The 20291-nt window shown below is 71.0% G+C and carries 22 protein-coding genes and 1 tRNA gene; 17 read left to right on the top strand and 6 right to left on the bottom strand.

Annotated elements, in window-relative coordinates; translation table 11 throughout:
- Nucleotides 1-49: 49 nt before the first annotated feature.
- The 3 genes from BLW76_RS47155 (at nt 50) to BLW76_RS47145 (ending at nt 2723) form a co-directional block, all read left to right on the top strand.
- The gene (locus BLW76_RS47155) at nt 50-943 is read left to right on the top strand and encodes an ABC transporter permease (protein ID WP_091319179.1); all 894 of its coding nucleotides are present in this window, start codon (nt 50-52) and stop codon (nt 941-943) included.
- On the top strand, nt 940-1767 hold the full coding sequence (locus BLW76_RS47150) for an ABC transporter permease (protein WP_091319178.1): 828 nt from the start codon (nt 940-942) through the stop codon (nt 1765-1767). Before BLW76_RS47155 ends, BLW76_RS47150 begins: the two co-directional genes overlap by 4 nt.
- A gap of 113 nt (nt 1768-1880) precedes the next feature.
- The gene (locus BLW76_RS47145) at nt 1881-2723 is read left to right on the top strand and encodes a MerR family transcriptional regulator (RefSeq protein WP_091319176.1); all 843 of its coding nucleotides are present in this window, start codon (nt 1881-1883) and stop codon (nt 2721-2723) included.
- A gap of 254 nt (nt 2724-2977) precedes the next feature.
- Here BLW76_RS47145 and thrS read toward each other — a convergent pair whose 3' ends face one another.
- Nucleotides 2978-4189 carry a threonine--tRNA ligase gene (gene thrS / locus BLW76_RS47140; RefSeq protein ID WP_279627732.1) on the bottom strand — a complete coding sequence of 404 codons (1212 nt, stop codon included), beginning with the start codon at nt 4187-4189 and terminating at the stop codon, nt 2978-2980.
- A gap of 473 nt (nt 4190-4662) precedes the next feature.
- Nucleotides 4663-5130, bottom strand: coding sequence for a heme-degrading domain-containing protein (locus BLW76_RS47130; protein ID WP_091319173.1), 468 nt, complete (start codon nt 5128-5130; stop codon nt 4663-4665).
- An 86-nt stretch (nt 5131-5216) separates the two neighbouring features.
- Here BLW76_RS47130 and BLW76_RS47125 point away from each other — a divergent pair, with 86 nt between their 5' ends.
- Nucleotides 5217-7166, top strand: a complete 1950-nt coding sequence (locus tag BLW76_RS47125; protein ID WP_091319171.1) for a phosphocholine-specific phospholipase C — start codon at nt 5217-5219, stop codon at nt 7164-7166.
- On the opposite strand, the gene BLW76_RS47120 is transcribed toward BLW76_RS47125, so the two are convergent.
- On the bottom strand, nt 7163-8392 hold the full coding sequence (locus BLW76_RS47120) for a M20 metallopeptidase family protein (RefSeq protein WP_091319170.1): 1230 nt from the start codon (nt 8390-8392) through the stop codon (nt 7163-7165). The two genes, BLW76_RS47125 and BLW76_RS47120, sit on opposite strands and share 4 nt — an antisense overlap.
- 77 nt (nt 8393-8469) lie before the next feature.
- Between BLW76_RS47120 and BLW76_RS47115 the strand changes: the two genes are divergently transcribed.
- The 6 genes from BLW76_RS47115 (at nt 8470) to BLW76_RS47090 (ending at nt 11097) form a co-directional block, all read left to right on the top strand.
- Nucleotides 8470-8952 carry a tRNA adenosine deaminase-associated protein gene (locus BLW76_RS47115; RefSeq protein WP_199198884.1) on the top strand — a complete coding sequence of 161 codons (483 nt, stop codon included), beginning with the start codon at nt 8470-8472 and terminating at the stop codon, nt 8950-8952.
- A 23-nt stretch (nt 8953-8975) separates the two neighbouring features.
- Complete coding sequence (locus BLW76_RS47110; RefSeq protein WP_091319168.1) at nt 8976-9404, top strand: nucleoside deaminase; 429 nt, start codon at nt 8976-8978, stop codon at nt 9402-9404.
- A gap of 20 nt (nt 9405-9424) precedes the next feature.
- A complete protein-coding gene (locus BLW76_RS47105; protein WP_091319167.1) occupies nt 9425-9640 on the top strand; it encodes a CsbD family protein in 216 nt (71 codons plus the stop codon).
- A gap of 33 nt (nt 9641-9673) precedes the next feature.
- Nucleotides 9674-9761 (top strand) — tRNA-Ser (locus tag BLW76_RS47100).
- A gap of 56 nt (nt 9762-9817) precedes the next feature.
- The gene (locus BLW76_RS47095; protein WP_143060808.1) at nt 9818-10297 is read left to right on the top strand and encodes a hypothetical protein; all 480 of its coding nucleotides are present in this window, start codon (nt 9818-9820) and stop codon (nt 10295-10297) included.
- A 17-nt stretch (nt 10298-10314) separates the two neighbouring features.
- On the top strand, nt 10315-11097 hold the full coding sequence (locus tag BLW76_RS47090) for an SDR family oxidoreductase (protein WP_091319163.1): 783 nt from the start codon (nt 10315-10317) through the stop codon (nt 11095-11097).
- Here BLW76_RS47090 and BLW76_RS47085 read toward each other — a convergent pair.
- Both BLW76_RS47085 and BLW76_RS47080 read right to left on the bottom strand, forming a co-directional pair.
- On the bottom strand, nt 11090-11662 hold the full coding sequence (locus BLW76_RS47085) for a hypothetical protein (RefSeq protein ID WP_091319161.1): 573 nt from the start codon (nt 11660-11662) through the stop codon (nt 11090-11092). The two genes, BLW76_RS47090 and BLW76_RS47085, sit on opposite strands and share 8 nt — an antisense overlap.
- Complete coding sequence (locus BLW76_RS47080) at nt 11659-11970, bottom strand: hypothetical protein (RefSeq protein ID WP_244170645.1); 312 nt, start codon at nt 11968-11970, stop codon at nt 11659-11661. The genes BLW76_RS47085 and BLW76_RS47080 overlap by 4 nt, the downstream gene beginning before the upstream one ends.
- A 307-nt stretch (nt 11971-12277) precedes the next feature.
- Between BLW76_RS47080 and BLW76_RS47075 the strand changes: the two genes are divergently transcribed.
- Together BLW76_RS47075 and BLW76_RS47070 are read left to right on the top strand one after the other, a co-directional pair.
- Entirely contained in the window at nt 12278-13198 is a 921-nt protein-coding gene (locus BLW76_RS47075; RefSeq protein ID WP_091319157.1) for a TauD/TfdA dioxygenase family protein, read from the top strand.
- 16 nt (nt 13199-13214) lie between these two features.
- On the top strand, nt 13215-13652 hold the full coding sequence (locus BLW76_RS47070) for a limonene-1,2-epoxide hydrolase family protein (RefSeq protein WP_208613520.1): 438 nt from the start codon (nt 13215-13217) through the stop codon (nt 13650-13652).
- Nucleotides 13653-13944: 292 nt separating this feature from the next.
- Here BLW76_RS47070 and BLW76_RS47065 read toward each other — a convergent pair whose 3' ends face one another.
- The gene (locus BLW76_RS47065; protein WP_091319154.1) at nt 13945-14862 is read right to left on the bottom strand and encodes a CapA family protein; all 918 of its coding nucleotides are present in this window, start codon (nt 14860-14862) and stop codon (nt 13945-13947) included.
- A gap of 126 nt (nt 14863-14988) precedes the next feature.
- On the opposite strand from BLW76_RS47065, the gene BLW76_RS47060 reads away from it, so the two are divergent.
- From BLW76_RS47060 to BLW76_RS47040, 5 genes are all read left to right on the top strand, one after another.
- On the top strand, nt 14989-17457 hold the full coding sequence (locus BLW76_RS47060) for an endonuclease/exonuclease/phosphatase family protein (protein ID WP_091319152.1): 2469 nt from the start codon (nt 14989-14991) through the stop codon (nt 17455-17457).
- A gap of 127 nt (nt 17458-17584) precedes the next feature.
- Nucleotides 17585-18136, top strand: coding sequence for a hypothetical protein (locus BLW76_RS47055; RefSeq protein WP_091319150.1), 552 nt, complete (start codon nt 17585-17587; stop codon nt 18134-18136).
- Entirely contained in the window at nt 18133-19335 is a 1203-nt protein-coding gene (locus BLW76_RS47050; RefSeq protein ID WP_091319148.1) for a putative T7SS-secreted protein, read from the top strand. The genes BLW76_RS47055 and BLW76_RS47050 overlap by 4 nt, the downstream gene beginning before the upstream one ends.
- Nucleotides 19335-19910 carry a hypothetical protein gene (locus tag BLW76_RS47045; protein WP_244170644.1) on the top strand — a complete coding sequence of 192 codons (576 nt, stop codon included), beginning with the start codon at nt 19335-19337 and terminating at the stop codon, nt 19908-19910. The genes BLW76_RS47050 and BLW76_RS47045 overlap by 1 nt, the downstream gene beginning before the upstream one ends.
- Nucleotides 19907-20230, top strand: coding sequence for a hypothetical protein (locus BLW76_RS47040; RefSeq protein WP_091319145.1), 324 nt, complete (start codon nt 19907-19909; stop codon nt 20228-20230). The genes BLW76_RS47045 and BLW76_RS47040 overlap by 4 nt, the downstream gene beginning before the upstream one ends.
- Nucleotides 20231-20291 lie beyond the last annotated feature (61 nt).

The raw sequence follows: 20291 nt of genomic DNA, 5'->3' as shown, positions 1-20291 counted from the left end.
CTGGCGCCGCCGGGACGATCGCCGCCGCCAGGGGTGGGGAGGTTGCGTCGTGACCGCCGTGGCCGGCGCTCGCCCTGCCTTGCGGCACCGGCTTGCCGAACGGGGGATCGACCGCACCCTGCTGCTCCTGGTGCCCGGTCTGCTCGTCACTGCCTGCCTGTTCCTGTACCCCTTCCTCTACGGTCTCCAGCTGTCGTTCGCGCCGCGCAAGGGCGGTGTCTTCGCGAACTACGCGCGGTTCTTCGGCGACCCCTACCTGCGCAACACCATCTGGACGACGCTCGGCATCGCGCTCCCGGCGACCTTCGTCAACGCGCTCGCCAGCATCCCGATCGCCTACGTCATGCGCGGCCGCGTCCGTGGCAAGCGCCTCCTGACGACGATCCTCGTCGTGCCGATCACGCTCGGCACGGTGCTCACCGCGCAGGGCCTGATCATGTACGGCGGGCCGGCGGGCTGGCTGAACAAGGTGCTCACCGTCCTCGGGATCACCGACCAGCCGCTCCCGCTGATCCACAATTACACCGGCGTGCTGCTCTCCCTGGTGATCACCGGCTTCCCGTTCTCCTTCCTGCTGACGTTGTCCTATCTCTCGGGCATCGACCCCTCCTTGGAGAAGGCCGCGGCGACGCTCGGCGCGAACGGCGTCCAGCGCTTCCGCCGCATCACGCTGCCGCTGCTGGCACCCGGCCTGGCGATCACCTTCTGCCTTTCGTTCGTGATGGCGTTCTCGGTCTTCCCGAGCGCGCAACTCGTCGGCGACCCGGCGAACGAGACCCGCGTCATCTCGATCGCCGCCTACCACGCCGCGTTCGAGGAGTACGACTACTCGATGGGTTCGGCCGTCGCGATGCTCATGGCGGTGGTCATGCTGATCGTGATCGGCCTGGTCATGGCGTGGCGCGGCACGCTGTACCGCGGAGCGACCGGAGGCAAGGGATGACCGGTTGGGTCGCGCGTCCCGGACGTTGGGTCGTCTGGGCCGTCGTGGTGTTCTTCTTCGTCAACCTCGCGGGCGTGGTGCTCTCGGTGGTCGTCGACTCGTTCGGTACCCAGTGGTTCGGCACCTGGCTCCCGGACGGCTTCACCACCCACTGGTACGCCGACGCCTGGCGCGAGTTCGGCCTTTCGGACGTCCTCCTCACGACGGCGGTCGTCGCACTGGTGGTGATCGCCGTGTCGGTGGCTGTCGGCGTCCCGGCCGCCTACGCGCTGGCCCGCCGCTCGTTCCCCGGCAAGCGCCTGGTGATGCTGCTGTTCGTGCTGCCGATCCTGATCCCTCCCATCACCTACGGCATCCCGCTGGCCACCGTGCTGTACAAGTTCCACCTGGCCGGCACGATCACCGGCGTCATCCTGGCCAACCTCGTGCCCTCGGTGCCGTTCGTCGTGCTTACGATGACGCCGTTCATCGAGCAGATCGACCCGAAGATCGAGGCCGCGGCCCGCATGTCCGGCGCGCGGACCGTCTCGGTGTTCACCCGCATCCTCGGTCCGCTGCTGCTGCCGGGCATCCTGGCCGCCTCGATCCTGGTGCTGGTGCGCACGGTCGGCATGTTCGAGCTGACGTTCCTCACCGCCGGCCCGGACTCGACGACCCTCGTGGTGGCGCTCTACAACTCCGTGTTCGCCGCGGGCATCCGCGCGAACCAGTCGGTGGACGCCATGGCGACCATCTACACCGCTTCCATGCTCGTGCTCCTTCTCGTTGCGCTGCGGTTCGTGAACCCGACGCAGCTGGTGACCCGGATCCGGGAAGAGACCTGACCTGTTCGCTCATGCGTTCGATTCTATCGCGAAAAGTCGAACGCATGATCGACACGATCGAGCGAACTCGCAGGTCTTGCGCCTCCCCCGAGGGGAGCTGCCAGGCTTGTGACATGCAGTATTCGATCGGCGAACTCGCCCACCGGACCGGGCTGACGGTCAAGGCCGTCCGGTTCTACTCGGATCGCGGCCTCGTGCCGCCGTCCGGGCGCAACACCGCGGGCCAGCGCCGTTACGACGACGCTGCGCTCGCCCGGCTCGACGTCATCCGCGTCCTCCGCGACCTCGGCATCGACCTCGCCACGATCCGGCGGGTGATCGACGGCGAGACCACGGTCGCGGAGGTGGCGGCGGAGCACTGTGCTGCGGTGGCGGCGCAGATCGGCGTCCTGCAGCGCCGAAGTGCGGTGCTGAACGCGGTGGCGAACCGCGGCTCGCGCCCCGAGGAGGCGGGCCTCGCGCACCAGCGGGCCCTGCTGTCCGAGGTGGAGCGGCAGTGCCTGATCGGCGACTTCCTCGCCGATGCCCTGGGTGATCGTCCCGAGCTGGCCGGGATTGCCCGCACCCTCACTCCGGACCTGCCCGCGGACCCCAGCCCCGAGCAAGCCGAGGCGTGGATCGAGCTGGCCGCCCTGATGCGGGACCCGGAGTTCCGCGCAAACCTGCGCCGGCTCGCAGACGGTCTCGAAGCCGGTCTGCGTCGGGACCTGACGGCCGAGGTACGGGACGCGGTCACCCCGGCCGTCGCGGCCGGGATCGTGCCGAAGTCGCCGGCGGCGAAGGCGATCGTCGACGGCCTGGGGCGTGATCCCGGAGAGCTCCGGGAATGGCTCCGCGCCGTCAACGATCCGCGCCGCGAGCGCTATCTGGAGCTATTGGGGGTGATCAACGGCTGGGCGGCACCGGAAAGCCTGGCTCCCACCTTCGACTGGCTGGCCGAGGCCATGGCAGCTTGACAGCTTCCCGGCGAAGCCCGACGCGCCCCGGGTGCCGGCCCGGCGGCGCGGCGGGCGTCCGGCCCGGCGGTGCTGTGGGTGCCTGGTCCGGCGGTGCTGTGGGGGTGCCTGGCCTGGTGGTGATGCGGGTGTCCGGCCGGTGGCGCTACGGATGTCCGGCCCAGGGGCGCTGCGGACGCCCGGCGGCGCGGCGGCTGGCCGCCGCCGACGGCGAGCACCGGGCTAGCGTCGGCGACCGGGGCCGGGTGTCGCGGCTACGGCCTCCTGGCCTCCGCGGCGATCCACGCCAAGGCGTCCTCCACCGGTTGGGCGTCGAGCCGACGGCCGTCGCGCAGGCGCAGGGAAAGCTGCCCGGCGGCAACCTCCCGCGGCCCGAGCACGGCCTGGAAGGGCGCCAGGCGCCCGTCCCGGATCCGGGCGCCGAGGCTGCCCTCCGACGCGATCTCGGCCCGCACGGCTCCGCACCGGTCCAGGATCTCCCGCGCGTAGGGCATCTCCGCGGCGGACACCGGCAGCAGCCGGAGCTGCACCGGCGCCAGCCAGGCCGGGAAGGCGCCGCCGTGGATCTCGATCAGCTGGGCCACCGCGCGCTCGATGCTGCCGATGATGCTCCTGTGCACCATGACCGGGCGGTGCTTCGCCCCGTCTGCACCGACGTACTCGAGGCCGAACTGCCGCGGCTGGTGGAAGTCGACCTGGATGGTGGACAGGGTCGATTCCCTCCCTGCGCTGTCGGCTATCTGGACGTCGATCTTCGGTCCGTAGAACGCGGCTTCGCCTTCGACTTCGTCGTACGGCAGGCCGTCGAGGGCCGAGCGCAGGATTGCCACGGCTTCGTCCCAGTTTCCCGGTACGTACTTGCCGCCGGGGCCGGGCAGGGAAAGGCGGTAGCGGGCCGCTTTGATCCCGAGTGCGTCGTGGGCCTGGCGGATCAGGGCCAGTGCCGCGGCGGCCTCGGCTTCGACCTGGTCGAGGGTGCAGAAGACGTGGGCGTCGTTGAGCTGGATCGCGCGCACCCGGCCCAGCCCGCCGAGCACGCCGGACAGCTCGGCCCGGTACATCCCGCCGAGCTCGGCGATCCGCAGCGGCAGCTCGCGGTGGCTGCGGCCGCGCGACCGGTAGATCAGCGCGTGGTGCGGGCACAGGCTCGGCCGCAGCACGAGCTGCTCGCCGCCGACGTCCATCGGTGGGTACATGTCGTCGCGGTAGTGCGCCCAGTGTCCTGAGATCTCGTACAGCTCGCGCTTGGCCAGCACCGGCGAATGGACGTGCCGGTACCCGGCGCGCCGCTCGAGGTCGCGGACGTACTCCTCCAGGCAGTGGCGGACGATGGCGCCGTCGGGCAGCCAGTAGGGCAGGCCGGCGCCGATCAGCGGGTCGGTGTCGAACAGGCCGAGCTCGCGGCCGAGCTTGCGGTGGTCGGGCATCGTGGACTCCCTCGTGGACGGCGAGGCGGGAGACCACAAGACGCAGCCCGGGGCACCCGCCCCGGGCTGGAAACGTCGTTCAGCGCGCCGGGACACTCTCCGGCGTCGTCGTCTTTCCAGCGCGCATCATGAAATCGACGGTAGCAGCCCGCCGCTACTGCTTTAGGTCCTCCGGCAGCCGGAACGTGTCGAACCGCGGCTTTCCGGCCGGCCGCAGCACGAGCACGGTCACGCCTGCCGCCGTCTGCCGGGTTTCGGGGCCCCTTGCCGAGCACGACCGGGTACAGCCGCAGCCGGTACTCGTCCACGAGGCCACGTACTTCGGCAGGGTGTTGAGGCGGGACGCGACCGGGTCGGCCGGGTCGGTGACCTTCGGCCAGTGGAGCAGGACGCGTCCGCCGCCGAGAAGCGCTCCGCGACGAGCCGGGCCATGTCCTCGTCGTAGAAGGGCTTCACCCAGCCGCCGAGGTCGAAGCCGCCGGGTGCCGGTTCGACAAACCCGCCGGGGATTTTCAGGAGTTCAGGAACAGCTCCAGCTGCTCGACGACGAACGCGTGGTCGTCGGCCTGTGGGAGCCCCGAGACGCCGACCGTGCCGACCGGGCCGACCCCGCGCACCAGCACCGGGAAGACGCCGCCGTGAGCGGCGTACAGGTCCAGGTCGAGGCGGGAGTGCTCCTCGAACGAGCCGCCCTTTGCGCGGAACTGCGTTCCGATCAGGAAGGAGCTGTGGCCGTAGCGGTCGACGACCCGGCTCTTGCGGTCGATCCAGGCGTCGTTGTCGGCCGACGTTCCGGGCAGTGCGGCGTGGAAGAGCCGCTGGCCGTTGCGCCGGACCGAGATCGTCACCGGCAGCCCTCGTTCACGGGCGGCCGTCAGCAGCTGCTGGCCGAGGGCGAGGGCGGTCTCGTTGTCGAACTTCGTGAACTGGAGGCGTTCCTCCTGCTCGGCGAGCTGGGCGAGGCGGTCGGCTTCGGTCATGGATTCATTAAATCAACACTGTTGTGTAATTGCCAGTGGTGAACTGGAGGGCCTCGGCGTCCGTACAACAGGCGAGGAGGTGGGGCATGGGCCGGATCCGCCGTCGCACGGTGCTGGGCGGCGCCGCCGCGGCCACGGTCGCCGGCGCGCTGCCGGTGGCCTGCGCCCCCGCGCCGCGGAAGGGCACGATCGAAGACGTGCGGCACGTCGTCGTGCTGATGCAGGAGAACCGGTCGTTCGACCACTACTACGGCACCATGGCCGGCGTCCGCGGCTTCGGTGACCGCGCGGCGCTGCGCGACGTCTTCCGCCAGCGCGGCGACCGAGGCGGTCCGGTGCTGCCGTTCCGGATCGACACGTCCGTTGTGGACGGTCAGGACCTCGGCGAGCTGCCGCACGACTGGAACAGCACCCACCGCGCGTGGAACGGCGGCGCGTACGACCGCTGGATCGCGGCGAAGAGCCCCATGACGATGGGCTACTTCACGGGCGACGACCTCCCGTTCCAGCACGCCCTGGCGAGCGCGTTCACCCTGTGCGACCACTACTTCTGCTCGATGCAGGGCCCCACCCACCCGAACCGGCTCTACCACTGGACCGGCACGATCGACCCGGACGGTCTCGCCGGCGGCCCGGTGACCCGCAACGCGCCGGACTACGAACCTTCGTTCCGCTGGACGACCTACCCGGAACGGCTCGAGGCCGCGGGCGTCTCGTGGCGGATCTACGCGAACGACGAAGAACGCGGCGTCCCCGAGCACTTCGTCGGCGACTACGGCGACAACCCGCTCTGGCTGTTCCAGAACTTCCACGACTCGCTGTACTCGATGGACCCGCTGGAACGCCGGCTGGCCGAGCGCGGCAACCTGCGCAAGAAGCTCCTGCCCGACTCCGGCAAGGGGAAGGACCTCGACCACGTGCTGGCCGACTTCCTCGCCGACTGCGCGGCCGGGACGCTGCCCGCGGTCTCCTGGGTCGTCGCCCCGTACGGCTACTGCGAGCACCCGGCGGCACGGCCCGTCGACGGCGCCGCCTACATCCACCGCATGCTGAAAGCGTTGTGGGACAAGCCGGAACTGTGGGAATCGACCGTCGTGTTCATCAACTACGACGAGAACGACGGCTTCTTCGACCACGTCCTCCCGCCGACGCCGCCACCCGGCACGCCCGGCGAATACCTGCCGGGGAACCGGCCGGAGAAGGGCGAGCCGTCCGGGCCGCCGGTGCCGATCGGGCTGGGTCCGCGCGTGCCGATGACCGTCGTTTCGCCGTGGAGCCGCGGCGGCTGGGTGAACTCGCAGGTCTTCGACCACACGTCAGTGCTGCGGTTCCTGGAGACCTGGACCGGCGTGCGCGAGCCGAACATCTCGGCCTGGCGCCGGGCCATCTGCGGCGACCTGACCAGCTGTTTCGACTTCCGCGCGCCCGACACGACCATCCCGCTGCTGCCGGACGCCGACGCTTTGCGCGCCGAAGCCGACCGGACGCAGCGGCGGCTGCCGAAGCCCGGGCTCGGCCCGGGCGCGCTGGTGCAGGACCCGGGCACGGCGAAGGCGCGGCCGCTGCCGTACCAGCCGGTCGCCTGGGTTTCGGCCGAGGCGAGCGTCTTGAAGCTGCACCTGGCCAACCACGGGACGCAGGCGCTGCAGCTGGCCGCGTACGCCTACCACGCGGGCGGGACGTCGCAACGCTTCGACGTCGGCCCGAAGAGCGAGCTGACCGGCGAAGTCGCGCACGGCGGCACGTACGACGTCGCCATCCACGGTCCGAACGGCTTCGTCGTCGAAGCCTCGGGTGGCTTGGGCCTCGACGCGGTTGTCACCTTCGAAGGCACGCCCGCGCTGCGGGTCACGGTGACCAACCGCGGGACGGCACCGGTCACGCTGAACGACGTCACCCTCCCGCCGGGTGGCGCGCACGACTTCCCGATGCCGACGAGCCACGGCTGGTACGACGTCACGTTCGAGACGCCGGGGTGGCGCCGCCGCTTCGCCGGTCACCTGGAAGACGGCCGCCCTTCGCGGACCGGGCCTTAGCGCAGGGCGTCCAGCGCGAAGGCGGCCAGCATCGCGACGCCGTTCGGCATGGCCTCCTCGTCGAAGAGCACGCGGTTGGAGTGGTTCGCCGCCGCTTCGGCCGGGTCGACGCCGGGCGGGCAGGCGCCCAGGAACGCGTACGCGCCGGGAACGCGCTGGAGGACGTAGGAAAAGTCCTCGGCGCCCATCAGCGGGTCGGAAAGCAGCTCGACGTTGTCCGGACCCAGCACCTCCGCGCCGAGCGCCAGTACCTCGGCGGCGATCCGGTCGTCGTTCACCGTCACCGGGTAGCCCGGCTCGACGTCGGCGACCACGCGGCAGCCGTAGGCCGCGCCGACCTGCTCGCACACCTTCGGCAGCTCGGCGCGCACCAGCGCGCGCGTCTGCTCGGACAGCGTGCGGATCGTGCCCTCGAGCTCGGCGGTCTCCGGGATGATGTTCGACGTCGTGCCGGCCTGGATCCGGGTCACCGAGAGCACCGCGGGGTCGAACACGCTGACCCGGCGCGTGATCATCGTGTGCAGCGCCCCGACCATGGCCGCGGCCGCCGGCACCGGGTCGATCGTGTGCTGCGGCGCGGAGCCGTGGCCGCCCTTGCCGGTGACGCGCACGTGGAACGAGTCCGCCGACGCCATCAGCGGACCGGGCCGCAGCTGCAGCAGCCCGCTGCGCGCGTTGGCGAGGATGTGCACGCCGAACGCGCGCTCGACCCGCGTCCCGGCCGCGTCGAGCACGCCCTCGTGGATCATGAACCGGGCGCCGTGGTGACCCTCCTCACCCGGCTGGAACATGAACACGACCGACCCGGCCAGCTGGTCGCGGCGCTCCGCGAGCAGCCGCGCCGCCGACGCCAGCATCGCGACGTGCGTGTCGTGCCCGCACGCGTGCATCGACTCCGGGTCCTCCGACGCGAAGTCGAGGCCGGTCTCTTCGGTCAGCGGCAGCGCGTCCATGTCGCCGCGCAGCAGCACCGCCGGACCGGGCCGCGCGCCCCGCAGGACGGCCGTGAGCGACGTCGTGGCCTTGCCTTCGGTGATCTCGAGCGGCAGGCCGTCGAGGGCCTCCCGGATCGCCGTCTGCGTGCGCGGCAGGTGGAGGCCCTGCTCCGGGTGGCGGTGCACGGCCCGCCGGAGGGCGACCGTGCGGTCCTGCAGCGCCCGCGCGTCGTCGAGGAGCCCGGCGAACGGCGTGCCGGGCAAGGTGGGCAGGTCAGTGGGGCCGGTCATGGTCCCGATAGTGCCCCATGCGGCGCTTCGGGCGCACCGTGCGTGCGCCGGACCGACCGGCGGAATACGGTGTGCGCATGGCGGTGGAAGAGCCGGTCACGGGCTTCGCGGTGGCTGTGGTCCGGGAAGACGGTCGGTGGCGGTGCAGTGCGCTCGACCCGGGGGCGTTGACCGAGCTGGACGCAGCGATCACTGAACTGGGCAAACTACGGTCCACCGGCGCGAGCTTCGGGCTGCTGGCGGTCGACGACGAGTTCTTCGTCATCGTCCGGCCGAGCCCGCGGGGGCCGTCGTTGCTGCTCTCGGACGCGGCGGCGGCGCTGGACTACGACATCGCGGCCGACGTCCTCGACGTCCTGCGCGTCGACCCGCCCGACGAGGAGGACGACTCCGTCTGGCCCGAGGGCGACCTGGAGATCCTCGCCGATCTCGGGCTGCCGGGGCCGGAGCTGGAGGTCATCGTCGGCGAGGTCGACCTGTACCCGGACGAGCAGCTGCAGATGGTCGCGCAGCGCTGCGGGTTCGGCAGTGAGTTCGCCAAGCTCCTGGACGAGCTCTGAGACGCCCGTCCGACACCGAGGCCGTGGAGGCGGCGCTGGAAGCGGCGCGCGCCCCGGGCTCGGACGTGCCGATCGGGGCGGTCGTGTTCGGCCCCGACGGCGTGCCCTTGGCCGCGGCGCGCAACGCCCGCATCGAGCTGGGCGACCCGACCGCGCACGCCGAGATCCTGGCGCTGAGAGCGGCGGCGGCCCAGGTCGGCGACGGCTGGCGGCTCGAGGGCTGCACGCTGGCGGTGACGCTGGAGCCGTGCACGATGTGCGCCGGCGCGCTCGTGCTCGCGCGGATCTCACGGCTGGTGTTCGGCGCCTGGGAGCCCAAGACGGGCGCGGTCGGATCACTGTGGGACGTCGTGCGTGACCGCCGTCTCAACCACCGCCCCGAAGTGCACGGAGGCGTCCTCGTCGACGAGTGCGCCGGGCTTCTGGAGACGTACTTCGCTACACGCCGCTGAGTTTTGGGTACTCCTCCGGTATGACGATGAAGCACCGGATCCAGCAGGCAGTGGGCAGCGCTCGCGAGAAGGCCGGCCTGGCGACCGGCAACCGCCGTCTGGAGGCATCGGGCCGCGCCCAGCGGCGGTCGGCCCAGCTCCGTTCGGCGGCGTCCGACGTCCGCCACCGGGCCACCCGCGCGGTACGGGAGGCGCAGGTCAGGCTGCGCGGCGGGCGGCCTGCCGACCCCAGGTGAGACCCGCAACGGCCCTCCGGTATTGTTCTTCGCGGTGGCGTGTCCGAGCGGCCGAAGGAGCACGACTCGAAATCGTGTGACGGCTAATCCCCGTCCGTGGGTTCAAATCCCACCGCCACCGCTCCTGAACGCCCGGTGCCTCTCGAAGGCGCCGGGCGTTTTGCTATGAAGTGCGGCATGACGCAGGTGTGGCTCGCGGTTCTGTCCCTGGTCGGCGTGGTGCTTGGTGGGGGACTGTCGTATCTGGTGCAGACCACCGTGCAGCGGCGCAACGAGCGCAGTGAGCGGCGGCGGTTGGTTGCCGAACGTGGCGACAAGCGGCGTGAAGAGCAGCTTGACCTGTTGCGTCAGTTCATCCGCGTTGCCCAGCAGGCCGAACGGGCCGCCGAGGACCGCTTGAAGAAGAAGGGCCCGGCCTGGAAGGCGAAGGCTCTTGATGTCGTCGATGAGCTCTGGGTTTGTGAACGGATGATCCATGTCCTGTTCGCTCCGTCGCTGCACTCGCTCGCCCGCGCCTACGTCAAGGCGCTCGATCATGTCGTCTGGCAGGAAACCGACGACGGTTCGCTGTGGGACTACCTCCGGGGGCCGAAGGTCGCCTTCCTCGACGCTGCGCGGGACGAACTGAGCCGGCCGCTTGACTTGAAGGGCTCTTGAAGTGTGACCGTGGCGGCATGACCACTCTCGTCACCGGGGCCACCGGCCACACCGGACGGCACGTCGTCGCCGGCCTGAAGGCCGCCGGCGTCCGCACCAGAGTTCTCGTCCGGGACAAGAGCAAAGCCCCGGACGGCGTCGATGCCGTCCACGGCGACATCACCGATCCCGCCCGAGCCGCCGAAGGGGTCGACGCCGTCTACCTGCTCTGGCCCTTCTTCACCGCCGACGGCATCGAGGCGGCCGTGAAACCCTTCGAGGGCAAGAAAATCGTCTACCTCTCCGCCATGTCCGCCGAAGCCGGCGGTGTCTGGGGTGACGTCGAGGCCGCCGTCCGGCACGTCACCGACGACTGGACCTTCCTCCGCGTCACCGGCCTCGCGACCAACGCGCTCGCCTGGGCGCCGCAAGCCCGGGCCGGCGTCGTCCGTGCGGCGTACGGGCAAGCGAAACGGTCGGTCGTCCACGAACGCGACGTCGCCGACATGGCCGTCAAGGCGCTGACCGAGGACCACGCGAAGCAGATCTACCTCGTCACGGGCCCGGAAGCCGTGGCGCAGGCCGAACAGGTCCGGCTCATCGGAGAAGCGCTCGGCACGCCCGTCACCTGGGAAGAACAGCCGCCGGAGGAGGCGGTGGCGCAGCTCGGCGCCGCGCTGGGGACGGAATTCGCGGAGAGCGCGGTGCACTACTGGGCGTCACTCGTCGAGGACCCGGAGCCCGTCTCGCTGGACGTTCCGCGCGTCACCGGGCACCCCGCGCGGCCCTTCGCGGAGTGGGCGCGGGAGCACTTCAGCTGAGCTCGACCGCGGGCGCCGTCAACGGCTCCAGCTCCGCCGCCAGCGAAGGCAACGAGGCGATCTTCGCGGACACCGCCCGGACCACCGCCGTGCAGGCCGTGCTGACCTCGCTCACCACCTCGGCCGAGCGGTCACCGGCCAGCACGGCGGTGGCGGCCGCCGAGGCGGCGGAGGCCAGCGCGGACACCTCGGCCGCCGCGGCCGTCGCCAGCTCGTCCAGCCGGTCGGCGATGCGGGCACCCAGCGCCGCCGTCTCGGCGGCCGCGCGGGCCGCCGCGGCGTACTGACCGTCCACAGTGTCCGCCCAGGTGCCGAATGCCTCGGTGCTGCCGCCGTTTTCCGCGCGCTCGACGCCGGCGCGGAACTCCGCCTGTGCCGAGGTCACCGCCAGCGCGCCGGTGTCGACCGCCGCGGCGGACGTGCGGATCGACGCCGGGGCGCAGTCGAGGTGGCGCAGGGCCGCGACCGGGTCGGGGACGCCGAGGCGGCCCGCCGCCGCGCGCAGCTCCGCCAGCTCGGCCGCGGCCGACGACAGCGCCGGGTGCTCGAAGACCTCAGCGGTCACGGCGCCACCGCTAACCGCCCCCGGAAGCCGGTGCTCCGGGTGCTCCCGGCCGCCATGCGCAGCCGGCCCGCCAGGTCCGACGTCGCGTCGCCGAGGACTCGCGCGTCCGCTTCGCGCGCCGCGAGTGCGGTGGCCCAGCGCGCCGCGAGCTCGCGGGCCTGCGGCGAGATGCCGAACGGCGTCGAATCGACACGGGCTTCGGCGAACCTTCCCGCCGCCTTGTCGTCGGCCGCTGCCGCCTGGTCCAGCAGGTCTGCGGCGGCGCGCAACCGGTCACTGTCGATCCGCGAGCCTCTGCCTTCCGGCATGGGGACCTCCGTCATCAAGGGCGCTCACCCGATCGGGGAAGATCTTGCCTCATGCTCCCGAGCCGCTCGCATCGCGGTGACCTGCGGCGTTGAGCGCGTTCCACCCAGTGGACGTCTTGACCGCGACGCGGGAAGAAAGCGACCATGAACGCATGCCCGCCACCTCGGAAAGCACGCCGATCCGGGCCTTCGCGCGGTCGATCGGGGAGGGCGTCGTGGAGCTCCTGCTGCGCCGCGGCCGCCTGGGTTCGCCGCCCGCCTGAGGCGAACCCGGCGTCCATTCCCCGAAAACCCTTGGAGCACAACCATGTCCGTAGATGTTCCTGCCCGGATTCAGCTGCGTGAGGCCGTCACGCCCGCGGATGGCATCGTCGAAGGTCCCCGGCTCCTCCGGGAACCGCAGCGGAAGCAGTACGAGCTGTTCACCCTCCGGCCGCTCGGCCGGCTGATCGGCGCCGAGATCGACGGCGTCGACCTCGGCGCGCCGGTAACCCCCGAACTGCGCGAAGAGCTCAACCACGCCCTGCTGGAGTGGAAGGTGATCTTCTTCCGCGACCAGCGGATCACCTCGGCGCAGCAGCGCGCATTCGCCGCGAACTGGGGCGAGCTGGAGACCAACCCGTTCATCGCGCGCGGCGACGACGAAGCCGTCACGCGCTTCGAGCGCACCGCGGCCATGCCGGGCTACGAGAACATCTGGCACACCGACGTCACCTGGCGGCCCGAACCGGCGCTCGGCTCGGTGCTGCGGCTGATCGAGGTGCCGCCCGTCGGCGGCGACACGATGTGGGCCGACATGGCCGCCGCCTACGACAACCTGCCCGAAGACGTCCGCGCCCGCATCTACGGGCTCACCGCGGTGCACGACTACCTCCCCGGTTTCGACCGGTTCTCCGATCCCGCGCTCCTGGCGCGGTGGCAGGACCGCTTCCCGCCGGTCGAGCACCCGGTGGTCCGGACGCACCCGGAGACCGGGCGGCGCACCCTGTTCGTCAACCAGGCGTTCACCACGCACATCGTCGGGCTGGACCGGGCCGAGAGCGACCGGCTGCTGCGGTACCTGTTCCTGCAGGCTCACACGCCCGAGTTCCAGGTCCGGTTCAGCTGGCGGCCGGACTCGGTCGCGTTCTGGGACAACCGCGCGACGCAGCACTACGCGGTCAACGACTACCACCCGCACGTCCGGATCGCGGAGCGCGTCGCGATCGCGGGCGATCGGCCTTACTGAGCAGTAGCCTGGCGTCATGACCGAAGAACCCCAGGTAGTGGTGACCGGTTTCCTCAAGGCCCTCGAAGAGCTCGACGTCGACCGCGCGCTGACGTTCGTGGCGAGCGACATCGTGTACCAGAACGTGCCGTTGCCGCCCGCACGCGGCGTCGCGGCGTTCGAGAAACAGCTGCGTGCCATGGCCAAGTACGGCTCCGGGTTCGAGGCGCGGACCCACCACATCGCCGCGGACGGCAACGTCGTGCTCACCGAACGCACCGACGTGCTGCGCCGCGGCGCGTGGGAAGCGGAGTTCTGGGTGTGCGGCACGTTCGAGGTCGAAGCGGGCCGGATCGTGCTCTGGCGCGACTACTTCGACTGGACGACGGTGCTGGCCGCGAGCGCGAAGGGTGCCGGCCGGGTCGCCCTCGCCGGTGCACGCACGCTGCTCGGCCGTTACAAGGGAAGGCGCTAGACCCGGCGCTCGCCGCGGTCGTGGTCCCGAAGGTCCACGACCGCGGCTATCCCCAGCACCAGCACGAACACGCAGCTGAAAACAATCAACCCCCACATGATCGTTCTCCCTCCCCCCGTGTTCGTGCCGACTGCGAGCTGTCGGGGAGTGGTCTGTGCCACTTTTCCGGCGGCTCACGCAGACCGTACCGCCGCTTCACGCAGGTTGTTCCCACCCTTGACCTTCATTTAAGGCAGATGCGCCGGATGGGTGACACGCTCGTGTACCGTTGTCACACGCTGCGCGCAATCCGTTACGCACCAACGACAACCGAGGCGATTCCGCTCTGGACGGTCACCTTCGCCGAACGCAGGGCCGACACCTCCGCGACGTACCGCAGCACCTTGTCGGCTTCGTCCCCGGCGAGCGGCTCGCACTCGTTGTCCGCGTTGCGCCGCACCGGGATCAGCTCGAGCCGCGGTTCTTCGCCGAGCATGCACCCGGCCAGCAGCCCGTCCGGCCGGTCGGCGGCGAGGTTGCCCAGGCCGTAGAGGATCGGCCGGCCGCGGTACACCTCGACGGCCTGGATGGTGCGCGACCCGTGCCCGGCGACCAGGTCGGCGCCGGCGTCGATCGCGGCGCGCCCGTAGGTGACCTGGTACTCGGCGAGTTCGGCGCCTGGGAGACCCCAGTGCATCGAGACGACCACGTGGTCGTGGGCGCTCTTGGCCCGCTTGATGTCGGCGATCAGCCGGTCGAGGTGTTCGGGCACCGGCGTGGTGCGGACGAGCGGCGGGCGGCCCGGGATCTCCGTGACGTGCGGATCGGGCTGGTACGCCGTCGTCGCAAACGCTTGCGCGACCACCGGGAAGTCCGGCGGCGCGGCGTGGGGGTGACGAAGGGACGTGTACGCGAGGAAGGCGATCTTCCCGCCGGAGCGCTCGACCACCGCCGGCGCGTGCGCGGCGTCGAGGTTCGCACCCGCGCCGCAGTGCGCGATCCCGGCGTGGTCAAGGACGCCGAGGCCCGCCGACGGGAGGGGGAGGTCGTTGGCGCACGAGACGACGTCGATGCCGGCCGACGTCAGCGCTTCGGCCGACGCGGCGTCGAGCGGGCCTTCGAGGTTGGCGAACCGGAGGTCGGCGCCCTTGAGGAGCGGCTCCAGCTGAACGAAGGCGGTGGCCGCGCGGCCCTGGATGTGGACATCTCCGCCGATAACGAGCGTGATCACGAAACCTGCTCTGCCGAGTGAGTGACGACGAAAGTAGTTGTTACGAATCGTTGCATCTTTGTCTTCCTCCTCCTCACTTGTTCGGGGGACTATGCCACGACTGTTCAAGCACAAAGGGGACTCAGGGTGACCAAGACCCACAGATCCAAGGCCGCCTTCACGGTGGCCGTCGCGTCGGGCCTGGTGCTCGGCGGCGTGGCCGCACCGGCCGCGCTCGCCGCACCCAGCGCCGACGCGGTCATCGCCGAGGTCTACGGCGGCGGTGGCAACTCCGGCGCGACGCTCACCAGCGACTTCGTCGAGCTCGCCAACCGCGGCGCGGCCGCCGCGAGCCTGGCGGGCTTCAGCGTCCAGTACCTGCCCGGTTCGGCGAGCCCGTCGAGCGCCTGGCAGGTGACGCCGCTGGCCGGCAGCGTGGCGCCGGGCGGGCGCTACCTCGTCGCCGAGAGCAAGGGATCCGGCGGCACCGTCGCCCTGCCGACGCCGGACGCGACCGGCGCGATCGCGCTGTCGGCCACCGCGGGCACGATCGCCCTCGTCTCCGGCACCACCGCGTTGACCTGCAAGACCGCGGCCGACTGCGCCGCCGACAGCCGGATCAAGGACCTCGTCGGCTTCGGCACCGCGACCGTGCGCGAGGGCAACCCGACCGCGGCGCCGTCGAACACGACGTCCGTCGCGCGCGGCACGGCGCTCGCCGACACCGACGACAACGCCGCCGACTTCACCGTCGGCGAGCCGACCCCGACCAACACCGCGGGCGAGTCGACCGGCGGGGACCCCGGCCCGGCGCCGACCCCGGCGAAGATCCACGACATCCAGGGCACCACGCGGATTTCGCCCTTCAAGGACAAGAAGGTCGGCGACGTCACCGGCGTCGTCACCGCGACCCGGACGTTCGGCTCGCAGCGCGGGTTCTGGCTGACCGACCCGAACCCGGACAGCGACCCGCGCACCAGCGAGGGCCTGTTCGTCTTCACCGGCTCCACCAGCCCGGCCGTCGCGGTCGGTGACGCGGTGACCGCGACCGGTACCGTCCGCGAGTTCTACCCGGACGCGCCGGCGACGTCGAACTTCCAGTCGCTGACCGAGCTGACCGGTGCACAGTGGACGGTCGGCTCGCAGGGGAACGCCCTGCCGGCGCCGACTGTGCTGAACCCGGACACCGTGCCGACGACGTACGCGCCTTCGCCCGGCGGGAACATCGAACCGCTGGCGCTGGAGCCGTCGAAGTACGCGCTGGACTTCTGGGAGGCGCACGAGAGCGAGATCGTGTCGATCAGCGACGCGCGGGTGGTCGGCCCGACGAACTCGTTCAACGAGCTGTACGTGACGTCGAAGCCGGACCAGCACAAGTCGGCGCGCGGCGGCAGCGTCTACCTCGGGTACGACCAGCTCAACAGCGGCGTCATGAAGGTGTCGTCGCTGATCCCGTTCGCCGAGCGGCCGTTCCCGAAGCTCAACGTCGGTGACGTGCTGACCGGCACCACGTCGGGCCCGGTCGAGTACGACGACTTCGGCGGCTACACGCTGTTCGCGAGCGTGCTCGGGACCGAAAAGGACAACGGGCTCGCGCAGGAGACCACGCGCAAGCAGCGGACCGGCGAGCTCGCCGTCGCGACGTACAACGTCGAAAATCTGTCCCCTGTGGACACCCAGGCGAAGTTCGACCGGCTCGCCGACGCGATCGTGACCCACCTCGCGACGCCGGACATCGTGAACCTGGAAGAGATCCAGGACAACAACGGGCCGGCGAACGACACCGTCGTCGCGGCCGACCAGACGCTGCAGCGGTTCACCGACGCGATCGTCGCGAAGGGCGGCCCGCGCTACGAGTGGCGTGAGATCGACCCGGTCGACGACGCCGACGGCGGCCAGCCGGGCGGCAACATCCGGGTGGCGTTCCTGTTCAACCCGGCCCGTGTGTCCTTTGTGGACCGTCCGGGTGGGACGCCGACGACGGCCGTCGGCGTCGTCCGCGAGCACGGCAAGGCGCACCTGACGGTGTCGCCGGGCCGCGTCGACCCCGCGAACGAGGCGTGGACGGCGAGCCGGAAGCCACTGGCAGGCGAGTTCGTCTTCAAGGGCCGCACGGTGTTCGTCATCGCCAACCACTTCAACTCCAAGGGCGGCGACCAGCCGACGCACGGCCGGTTCCAGCCGCCGGCGCGCAGCTCCGAGGTGCAGCGGGCGAAGCAGGCGACGGTGCTGCGCGGGTTCGTGGACGCGTTGCTGGCGGCGGACCGCAACGCGAACATCGTCGTGGCGGGCGACCTGAACGACTACCCGTTCTCGCCGGCGGTCCAGACGCTCACCGCGGGTGGCGCGCTGAAGGACCTGATCGCGTCGGTGCCCGAAGCCGAGCGGTACAGCTACGTGTTCGAGGGACAGTCCCAGGTGCTGGACCACATCCTGGCGTCGCGGGCGCTGCGCGGGGTGGACTACGACGTCGTCCACATCAACGCGGAGTTCGCGGACCAGGCCAGCGACCACGACCCGCAGGTGATCCGGTTCCGGCCGGGTGCCGGGAACCCGATCGAGGACGGGTTCAACGACTTCCTCGACTGGCTGGACCAGGTGTTCGGGAAGAAGTAGTTTTCGGCGGACAGGCCACCATTCGGGCGCTTCGCCCGGTGGTGGCCTTTCTCGTCTCCACTCCGATGGGTGACCATGGAACCGCGGAGCGTCGACGGCCGTCTTAGGTTGGACAGGGGAGGGTGAGATGGACGGATACGCGGTCAAGATCGACGAGCTGGGCAAGCTCATCGGCGAACTCGACACGGCGGCGGGCCGGATGGCCGACGCCAACAAGAAGCTCGGCGGCGGCGGGGCGTTCGGCTCCTTGGGGACGGCCGAGCTGGGCAAGGCCGGCGTCGAGTTCGAGGAGGCGTGGGGTTTCGGGATCGGACGCCTGGGCGAGGCGGCTTCGGGGGTGGCGGAGCGGCTGAAGGCGGCGAAGGAGAAGTACGAGCGGATCGAGGCCCAGTTCAGTGGCGAGCTGGACCCGACGGGCGGGGTGAAGGGGGACCACCCGCGGATCGGGCAGCCGGCCGGCGGCCCGGTGGGTGGCGGGTACACCGGCGGGGTGCGCGGGATCGACGACCTCGCGTCGCCGGGCGCCGACCTGGGCGATGGTCAGGCCGGCGGCGGTGTGCCGGGGATCGATCGGCCGGCCGGCCGCGAAGGCCCGGCGGGCGCCGACCCGGGTGACGGTCCGGTCGGCGGCGGCGCGACGGGCGGCATCACCGACATCCTGAACGGCCTCGACCGATGAGCGCCCGCGACTTCCCGGCCCTGGGCTTCGACCCGGCACCCGGCGACCTCGACGGCATCACCGACCTGGCGGGCAAGTACCGCGCGGTGAGCAAGGACCTGACCGAGGCGGATGATTCGCTGCGCCGGATCGTCCGGAAGCAGGGCATCTGGCAGGGCGAGGCGAGCGAGGCGTTCGCGCGCCGCCTAGGGCCATTGCCGCAGTACCTCGAGGGCGCGGCCAGGTCGATGGGCGAGGCGGCCGACGCGCTCGAGAAGTGGGCCCAAGACCTCGGTGACCTGCAGAAACGCGCAGCGGAACTGGAGGCCCGCGCCGAGGCGGCGGCCCAGGCGGCGGAGCAGGCGCGGGCGAACCCGGACCTGGCGCTGGCCAACCGGACGTTCCCGGATCAGCAGTCCCTGCAGCTCGCCCAGCGCCTGCTGGACAACGCCGGTCAGCAGCTCCAGACCGCCATCGATGGCTGCCAGAACGTCCAAGATGCGGCGAAGCAGCTTCAGCAGGAGCACGCGGAGGCCGCGGGCCGGGTCGCCGACCAGCTGCGGAAGGCGAAGGAGCTGGCGCCGGACGAGCCGGACCTGCTCGACAAGCTGTCCGGAGCGGTTGTCGGGGTCATCGGTGGCTTGGCGGACACGCTGGTCGATGGCGCTGAGCAGGCGTGGAACTTCGTCCAGGACCACGCGGAGCTGATCTCGAAGCTCTCCGATGTAGTGGGCGACATCGGCAACGGCCTCGGCGTCGTGAGCGATTGCCTGCCACCCCCGGCGGACGAGGTCGCGAGCCTCGTCGCCACTGGTTTGGGTCTCGGTGCACTCGGCGGTCATGCCCTCGCCAAGTCGGCAGGCGCCGACGTGGCATCGGAGACGTTGATCTTCGACCTGGCAGGCGCGGGCACCTCGCTGGCCGGGCTGATCCCGCTGGTTCCCGACGCCGCGATCAAGGTGGCAAGCTACGGCTTGCTCGCCGACCAGGCGGTTGGTGAGGGGGTGGGTGGTAAAGACTTCGAGAGCCCTTGGGACGACTTCCAGAACTACTGGGTGCCGAAGGACATGGGCCAGGCGGCCGTCGTGGCCGGCACGCTCGTCGCGGGCCCTGCTCCGTGGGCGGTGGTTGCGGTGACCAACGCCGCCGACGCAGGGATGCAGGCCGATAACACGCCGGAGCGCCGACGTGAGCGGGCGGAAGACGAGGTGTGGAACTGATGCCTCTGCAGATCGACCTGCCGCCCGGGTTCTCGGGCATGCCGGTGGGCAGCGACGACAGGATGAACCGCCGTCACGCCTGGATGGTGGCCGAGAATACGGCCGCCGGGGCCGGGAAGTCCGTCGAGGAGTTCGGCAGCTACCTCATGGCTCTCGTGCCGACCATGCAGGCCAACGGCATCCGCGTGTTCGGCAAGTTCGCCGTCGGGACTCGAAAGGGTGATGTCGCCACCCTGACGCTCGGCGTGGCGCAGTGGCCCGACACCGCGCCCGGCAGCCGCGAAGCCCTGGTGGCGGCGCTGGCCGCGGAGTACCGCGGCCGCCACAAGCGCGCGGTCGTCCAGCCGGTGCGGCTGCCGATCGGGCCGGCGATCGTCGCGATCAGCGGGGGTGAGTTCCACCTGCCCGAACGGGACGTGCGCACCCAGATCAAGGCCGAATACCAGATCCCGCTCCCGGACGGCCGGTCCGTGGTGATCCTGTCGGTGGTGGCCGAGTCGGAAGACGCCTGGCCCGCGGTCGCCGAGGTCACAGCCAAGGTGGCCTGGAGCCTTCGCAGCGAGGAACCGTCGTGATCGGCACGCTGGCAGCCGACTCGGACGGGGGCACCCGGGTGATCTTCCTCGTCCTGATGGGCATGGTGGTCGTCGCCGGTCTGACGTTGACGATCGTCCGCGCGGTGCGTTCGACGAAGTCGAGCGAGGAGCAAATGGCGCGCTTGGCCGCGCAACTGGACGGCCGGAGCCAGGTGTGCATCCGGAAGATGGAAATCGGGTTGTCGCGAGAGGACCTGCTCCGGGTTGCGCACAGCCGGGGTTACTCGCTGATCGACCACCAGGTCATGAAGTACTACGAGTTCGTCCACACTCCGCACCAGCCGGGGAGGTACGCGTGATCATCGCCGGCTCGAAGTTCACCGGAAGCGACGCGGAGTACTTCGGGACACTCGCGGTCTT

It is taken from the genome of Amycolatopsis tolypomycina, from assembly GCF_900105945.1.
Classification (GTDB): domain Bacteria; phylum Actinomycetota; class Actinomycetes; order Mycobacteriales; family Pseudonocardiaceae; genus Amycolatopsis; species Amycolatopsis tolypomycina.
This window is presented reverse-complemented; position numbering and strand designations above follow the sequence as displayed.